This is a genomic window from Mesorhizobium sp. CNPSo 4671 (assembly GCF_057784245.1).
In genome coordinates, this window is the sequence record NZ_JBWLUW010000043.1 from 1 (window position 1) to 7871 (window position 7871).

General features: G+C 57.3%; 5 protein-coding genes and 1 pseudogene. 4 read left to right on the forward strand and 2 right to left on the reverse strand.

The features are described 5' to 3' along the window. The first annotated feature begins 175 nt into the window (after positions 1-175). From AC04SF_RS37110 to AC04SF_RS37125, 4 genes are all read left to right on the forward strand, one after another. Positions 176-1213 (forward strand): transporter substrate-binding domain-containing protein, encoded by a 1038-nt coding sequence (locus AC04SF_RS37110; protein ID WP_488481841.1) that lies wholly within the window; start codon positions 176-178, stop codon positions 1211-1213. 222 nt (positions 1214-1435) lie between these two features. Beyond that, the gene (locus AC04SF_RS37115) at positions 1436-2413 is read left to right on the forward strand and encodes an ABC transporter permease subunit (RefSeq protein ID WP_488481842.1); all 978 of its coding nucleotides are present in this window, start codon (positions 1436-1438) and stop codon (positions 2411-2413) included. Then, positions 2413-3387, forward strand: a complete 975-nt coding sequence (locus AC04SF_RS37120) for an amino acid ABC transporter permease (protein ID WP_488481843.1) — start codon at positions 2413-2415, stop codon at positions 3385-3387. The genes AC04SF_RS37115 and AC04SF_RS37120 overlap by 1 nt, the downstream gene beginning before the upstream one ends. Positions 3388-3419: 32 nt before the next feature. Then, complete coding sequence (locus AC04SF_RS37125; RefSeq protein WP_488481844.1) at positions 3420-4172, forward strand: amino acid ABC transporter ATP-binding protein; 753 nt, start codon at positions 3420-3422, stop codon at positions 4170-4172. A 673-nt stretch (positions 4173-4845) separates the two neighbouring features. Here the strand turns inward: AC04SF_RS37125 and AC04SF_RS37130 are convergent. Both AC04SF_RS37130 and AC04SF_RS37135 read right to left on the reverse strand, forming a co-directional pair. Continuing rightward, a pseudogene (locus AC04SF_RS37130) lies at positions 4846-6117 on the reverse strand (IS1380 family transposase). 189 nt (positions 6118-6306) lie between these two features. After that, positions 6307-7623, reverse strand: coding sequence for an amidohydrolase family protein (locus AC04SF_RS37135; protein WP_488481845.1), 1317 nt, complete (start codon positions 7621-7623; stop codon positions 6307-6309). Positions 7624-7871: the final 248 nt, after the last annotated feature.

Sequence of the window (7871 nt, forward strand, 5' to 3'; positions counted from 1 at the left end):
TAACCGAGGAAGACAAATAGGTCGGAACTATCGCAGCAATCGACGGTGCCTATCTGCGAAATGCTGAAATATTCTGTACACTCAAAAGAGGCCGTGCTTTCCTGAAGCTCCCTTGGACCTTCCTCCAGGCACAAGGCACCAAGAATGTTAACAATAATCAGGGGAACTAGAGGCCATGCGTGTAATATCAACTATGGGTTACTTCTGCGCTGCACTTGCACTTGCTGTTGCGGCGACACCATCTGCCCGAGCCTCTGTGCTCGATGACGTCAAGCAGCGCGGCGTGCTCAACTGCGCGACCGGCGATGGCATCCCGGGCTTCAGCTATCTTAATCCCAAGACGTCAAAGCTGGAAGGATTGGACGTTGACTTATGCCGTGCTACGGCAGCTGCCGTTCTGGGCGATCCGGACAAAGTCAAGTTTGTAACTGTTACTGGCAAGAGCCGTTTCAACACGGTGACGACGGGGCAGGCAGACGTCGGCTATTTTTCTACCACTATTTATCCTGTTCGAGAATCGGCGATCGCAGTCGATTTTCTGCCGCTCTACTTTTACGATGCCGGCGGGTTTATGGTAAAGACGTCATCCGGCGTTGAGACGGTTAAGGATCTTGCCGGTGGAACGATTTGCACGACACAGGGAACCGCTACAGAGGTTGCCCTTGCGAACCTATTCAAGTCTCAGAACATAACGAACATCAAGGTTTTGACGTTCGATTCCGACGACAAGGTGTTTGCGGCTTTGGGCAGCGGCCGGTGCAACGCGATGGCAACGGACAAAACTGCCCTAGCCGGTTGGCGCGGCAGCTCCCCCAAACCCGAAGACTACAAAATCCTCCGGGAAGGAACCGGCAAATCGCCATTTGCCGGCTTCGTCGCTGCGAATGACTCGAAATGGCGCAACCTGTTGAGATGGACTGTCTTCGGGCTGTTTCAGGCGGAGGAGTGGGGTATCACGGCTGCCAACGTGGAGGAGATGAAAAAATCATCCGATCCGGTCATCCGAAAGTTTCTCGGCGCGGAGAGCGGTTTCGGCACGGACTTCAACGTATCCAATAGCTTTGTGGCCGATATGATCAAAGCCGTCGGCAACTACGGCGAGATGTACGACCGCAACCTGGGCCCGAAGACGCCCTATTATATCGACCGAACTGGCACCCCCAATGCCTCATGGGTTAACGGCGGGCTCCTGTACTCGCCTCCTTGGGAGTAGGCGGAGTTCGGCGTCGATCAACGATCCTCGCGCGCAACGCCATCGGCTAAGCGATACGTTGCTTGGGTGCGATACAAGCTGACTCATGGTGCCATAGTAGCGGCCGTTGTTGGGTTTGTAATACTAGGGGGGTGGGCGATCCAACAAAACCTAGCAAGCCGTGGCATCGACTTCAGTTTTGCTTATTTGTCTGCACCTTCCCGATTCAGCATAAGCGAGGGGTTGGCGCCCATCTGGAGCGGGTGGGCGCCAATTTTCGATACTGTGGACGCCGCATCATCCAATCTGGAGATGCTGGAAGCGGGCCTCTTCAACACGGTCAAAGTTGCCCTTCTGGCCATCGCATCCTCGACAATGATTGGAGTTGTTTTAGGCGTTTTTCGTTTGTCGACCAATTGGCTAGTTCGGAATCTGGCCTTCGCGATTGGCGAATTCATCCGGAACACGCCCATACTGATCCAGCTGATGTTCTGGTATTTTGCGGTGTTGCTGCAGTTGCCTTCGGCCGCGAGCACAACAACCGTCCATAGATGGTTTGTTGCAGAGCAATCCGGAATCTTTTTGCCGCTACCACACGTAGCCGAGAGCTCGGGGCCCGCGTCAGTTCTATTGGTCGCCGTCGCAATCGCTTTCCTGGCGACAGCGTGCCTGCGCCGCTTCCCTGCGCGGTGGCGCATCGCGCTATTGGGCGCCGGACTATGTTTCGTTGGTGCGAGTTACGCGACAGGTTTGCGTATTGATCTTGATTTGCCGGTGCTTGGACGTTTCGGCGCGACCGGCGGATTGCACTTCACGCCAGAAATGTCAGCTATCCTGATTGCCATCATGGTAAACAGCGCAGGCTACATCTCTGAGATCGTTCGTGGTGCAATCGAAGGCTTGTCTAAGGGGCAGTGGGAAGCGGCGGCGGCACTGGGTTTGTCGCGGCGCGATACGATCAGAGACATCGTCCTTCCACAAGTATTCCGAATTATCATACCTTCTCTCACCAACCGCTATATCAGCCTCACAAAGGATACGTCCATCGGAATTGCGATAGGCTTTCCGGACTTGTTTAGCGTTAGCGGCACTGTGGCCAACCAGACTGGCCGGGATTTCGAGACCGTCATTGTCGTCATGGGGGTTTACCTGCTCCTCAGTTGGGCAATCAGCGCGTTGACGAACGTTGTAAATAGACGGTTCGCCCTGGAGAGAGCCTGATGGTCACGACATTGCATAGCTGGGCCAGCCGCAACCTTTTTGCGAACCCTATTGATTCCATTCTTTCGATACTCATCGCCGCAGCGCTTGGCTGGCTTTCAGTGGTCTTGCTGCATTGGGTCATCTGGGAGGCACACTGGGCAAGGATTTACGAGAGCCTTCGGTTGCTGCTATTCGGGATGTATCCGGTGGAGCAAACATGGCGTGCCTGGTTGACGCTTGCCATTCTGTGCACTGCGGTCGGCTCCATCCAACTGCCTTGGTCGCGCCGATTTGGTGTAGCTATATGGCTGACTGCCTGCGCGGCTGCAGTATTGGTCCTGGCTCCGCCCGGGCTTGACCGCTGGGGTGGACTTCTGCTCAGCATCATGCTCACGGTCGTCGTTTCAACGGCGTCTCTGCCGCTCGGCATTGTGCTCGCGTTCGGCCGCTCCAGCAAAAATCCCAGTCTGAGGGCCTGCTGCACTGGCTACATCGAGGTGATGCGGTCGGTGCCGCTGATCCTCGTCGTCTACTGGATCTGGATCACCGCGCCGCTGTTCATGCCGGAAATTTCGATATCCTCGCTTGCCCGCGGCATGGTCGGATACACCATCTTCAATGCCGCTTATGTGGCCGAATATGTGCGCAGCGGGTTTCAAGCCGTGCCGCGCGGTCAGGAGGAAGCGGCTCGCTCATTGGGCATGTCGGCCTGGACGATTGCGACTGAAATAGTTCTGCCGCAGGCTCTCCGGGTAGTCCAGCCGGCGCTGGTCGGTAACGTGCTCGACGTTTTCAACGGCGCGACGCTTGTGTTTATCATCGGACTGATGGACTTCCTGCGCGCCGGACAATTGATATTAGCAGATCCAAATGCCAGTGGTCAGACAAATGAAGTCTACGTATTCATGTTCGCTGTATATTTCGTTATCGGCTCGGCAATTACTTTTGGATCGCGCCGGATGGAGGCCCATATGCATAGGAGTACGCGTTGATGATAATACGGTCCGATGAGTCTGAGCCGGCGATGGTAGCCTTTGACAAGGTAAACAAGTTTTATGGTTCGTTCCAGGCATTGCGCGACGTGACCTTGTCGGTGGCGGCCGGTGAGGTGCTGGTTCTGATCGGCGCCAGCGGCTCGGGCAAGTCCACACTGATTCGCTGCGTCAATGGGCTGGAGACGCATGAGAGCGGTTCCTTGGTGGTTGACGGATTTTCAATGCCAACGATCAAGGACTTGGAATTCGGGGGGGGCGAGAAGGCCCTCCATCAAATCAGGCGCGGCGTAGGAATGGTCTTCCAGCAGTTCAACCTATTTCCGCACAAGACGGTGATGGAAAACATCGCACTTGCTCCGATGCGCGTCCGCGGCAAGTCGCGCGACGAGGCGCAGTCTATCGCAATGCGTCTGCTCGAACGTGTCGGGCTGCGAGATCAGGCGCAAAAATATCCCGGCAAGCTGTCGGGCGGCCAGCAGCAGCGCGTCGCGATTGCCCGTTCGCTGGCGATGGAGCCGCACGTTATGCTATTCGATGAACCCACTTCGGCACTCGATCCAGAATTGGTCGGCGAGGTGCTGGACGTCATGCGCGAGCTCCGCACTGATGGCATGACAATGATGATTGTCACGCATGAGATGGCTTTCGCCCGCGAAGTTGCCGACCGCGTTATCTATATGGATAATGGTGCGATCGTGGAGGCGGGGCCGCCCGCGCAGATCTTCGACAAACCGAATAGCGAGCGCACCCGGACGTTCCTATCGCGCGTGCTCAAACACTGACATCAAACGCGTTTCACAATACTGCGATGCCGTCCGGGGGGGTGCCAGCCCAGAACGGGCTGACCGATCCGATAATCTCCCCTCTCTCCGAATTTCCACGTGCGTTGCGTTCCTTCCAGATTAACTGTAGATCTTGGGTCGTATTGGGCCTCAAATGGACGACTGTCGATCCTTCTGTACTCGCGCTCGAAAGTTCTAGTTTGATTTCATTGTGGACCCTTGGTGATCCGCGGGTTTTCGGTGGTGACGCCCACAGGCACATTGCGATACGGAGCTCTTGGCCCCATGACGTTAGATCTCAAGGGAGACAGTCGTTGCCCAGTCAAAGCTGCGGCGGCGGCAGAAGATTTTCAACGGGAGCCTTGGGCGCGTACGGCAGCGGAAGCCACGCACTTGTGCCGAGAAACGCGCGTTGATCGACCTTGCGAGCGCGAGGAACCGCGGCGAGTCCCGCCGTTCTAGGCAGGCGGAGATCGACCGCTCTTTTCAAATCTTCATGTCATCCTTCGACACGCCCTAGCCCGGCTTATTCATGACGGATCTGGGTTTGTTTTCCGCTGAGCGGCGGACAGGTGGCGGCTCGGCGTCCTTTTCACCGCGGCTGTGTCTGGACTTGTGAACGCGCTGGAGGGTGGAGGCTGTGTGGTTTCGGCGGGGTCTGCTGCGCCGGCGGTCATGGTCCTGCCGGTAGCAGATTGCTGGCGATCGCCCTGAACAGACTTGCCTCGGGACAGGCGGCGGCGAAGGCCAGGCGGATGCGAGAGACGGTTTCGATGACGCGGGCGCCGAGCTTGAGCAGCCTGAGCCGCAGCGTAGCGAACTCGGCGTTGCGCATATGATGGGTCGTGGGCGCCGCCCCGCGCAGGGTGAGCATCAACCAGTATGCGGCGGTGTGCAGGACAAGACGGACCTGGTTGGCAATCGGTGAGCGGCAGGAGGTGCGGTCGGAGGCGAGCTGGCTCTTGTGCATCTTGATCAGGTTCTCGGCCTGGCCGCGGGTGCAGTAGAGAACGTCGTAGATGTGCTCGGCGGAGCCTTTGTCGAGATTGGCAACGACGAAGCGGATGTCGAGGCCGAGGGTGGTTGCCTCGATGCGAGCGCTGCGGCGTTCGGCCTGCCAGGACTTCGCCCTGTAGCGGTCTCGGCATAGCCGCGCAGCACAGGCTTGCGCTCGAGCGCGCGGCGGGTGCGGATGTCGTCGGCGCTCTCGTCGACGAGCCGCTGCAGAACCTTGTTGCCGGGTACGCCGAAGAGGTGGTCGATCGCATTGTTCTCGCACCAGGCCATGACTTGCGCCCAGCCGTAATGGCTGTCGCCACGGATCAGGATGCGGGTGGTCGGCCAGCGGGCGCGGATGCGGCGTACGAGACGGCGCATATGGCCGCGGATCTCCTTGCCCGCCGGGGTCTTGCCAGGACGCAGGATCATGGCGACCGTGCGTCCTGTCGCGGCGTCGTAGATGTGGATCGGCAGGAAGCAACGCTCGTCGTAGTGGGCGTTGAAGAGCGAGAGCTGCTGATGGCCGTGAACGACATCCACCGTGTCGTCGATGTCGACAAGCGTGACGCTTGCGGGCGGCGCGGCATAGCTCGACAGCCAGAGATCGACCAGCACCCAGCTGAGCCGGATGACGGTGCGCAGGTCAGGCAGGTTCTCCAGCCGCGAGCAGGTCGGCTGCGAGCACAGGTCAATCCCGCAGGCGAGCTTGAAGGCCGGGTCGGTACGCAGTCGGTCGAGATCATTGGCGTCCTCGTAGCCGCACGCGATCGCAAAGAATGCGGGCGCGCAGAACGTCGGCCATGCCGTGCGTCACCCGCTCTGGATCGCGCCGATCGTGGATCACCGCGGCCAGCCTGTCGGCCAATTGCAAGCGACGCTCGGCTGCGGCCAGAAGCATGACGCCGCCACCCGAGGTGATGCGGACGCCGTCAAACGCAGCTGTGATCTTCTAGCGTCCGACGGCTGGAAAAGACAGCGGCAGCAACGTATTCTCGGTCATGGCGGGGTGTGGCTCGCGAGATGCGGTGGGAGGGTTGGCCTAAGCAACCGACTCCTACGCCAAATCAATTGCTTAAGCCACATCCGCCAGCCTCAAAGCCCATCGTCGTGCATAAGAGGGGCTAGCGCCTGCAGTTCACGCATCCACACCACAAGGGTTGTTCGGAAAGAAGTGGTGCGCATTCCCTCGCATGATTTGTTCGATCAGCGTCGGCATGTCCTCGGCAGCGAGCCACCCGCTCGCGACGAGTTGGTGCACAGCCTCGACGATACCGCGTCGTGCCAAAATAGCATGCCCGTAAATGGGTTCGGCGGCTACAAGGTCGCCACCAAACGTAAAGATCTTGTTCGATGGTACCGCGACCAAAAATTCGGTCAAAAAGCGGGTGCTCGCGACAGGATTTAGCATCCATGCCCAGCACATATCGATGTACGCATTTGGGTATTGCTTCGCAAGCGCAATAAACTCATGTTCATACGGGTACCCAATATGCATCAACACGAAGTTTACGTCCGGATAGTCCTGCAACAAGCGACAGAGGTCAGATGCATTGCGTCGGACGCGGTCAACTTGCATGACGCCGACTGAAGCCAAATATCCCGTGTGCAACTTCACCGGCAAGCCATACTCTTCAGCCTTACCTATGCAATATCGAAAGAGAAAATCTTGCACTGCTTTCAGATCATCTGCGCCAAGCGAATGGCGAGCCCCAATAAGATCCGCTTGGTTCGGGAAAAGGCGAGCGGCAAGACTTTTAGTGACTGGAGCGAAATCTAAGGCACGAGTGTACGCAATCTGGCACTTCACCGCCACGGCCTTGGACCCGTACCTTCGGAAATAGTCATCGATAATCGAAAGCCATTCGTCGAGCGAGTTCGGGCGTAATCCCGTTTCTTCCTCGATTCGCACGAAATCCGCGGCACTGCACCGACAAAGACTTAGAATGCTGAGGTCTTGCGCAAGGATATTAGGTGTAGCACTCTCCATGAACGAACTTTGCAACGCGTTTACGTGGCAAAATTCTATATTCGAACGCCTCAGAATATCCGTGTAAAAGCCAGGCCTAACGAACTCGTGGTACTTTTCCGCAATCTGCGGAAACGTATCGCTTGTAAGGTCGATTTCGCCGTAAAGACCACGAAAAGTGTGACGAAGCGCCAGTCCGTAACCCGTATTCCTTATCCGTTCCCAGTACGGTGCCACTAGGAGATATTTTTCTTCGCTCCTGAGGCTAGGGTTTAAGAAGCTTTGAAAGTCTTTCTGTGGCATACCGCAGACGACAAGGTCCTCCGCAGCATAGTCTTGGAAGAGATAAGACCAATCGTTTGACTGGAAAAATCTCGGGTGTACTACTCCCTCGACGCGCTGTCGCTCTTCGATCAAATGCTCGTGAGTATCCACAAAGGGGGTCTGCTCAACGCATTCGCGGATTTTATGGCGGAGGTCAGGCATTCAAGTTCCTCAGATCAAGTACTGCGCCAGGTCGAACCAACTTCGGCGTCGATCAACGTTTTGGGTAGCGTCGCCACTTGCTAAGCCTACCGCTGACATGTTGATCGACGCCGAACTCCGCCTACTCCCAAGGAGGCGAGTACAGGAGCCCGCCGTTAACCCATGAGGCATTGGGGGTGCCAGTTCGGTCGATATAATAGGGCGTCTTCGGGCCCAGGTTGCGGTCGTACATCTCGCCGTAGTTGCCG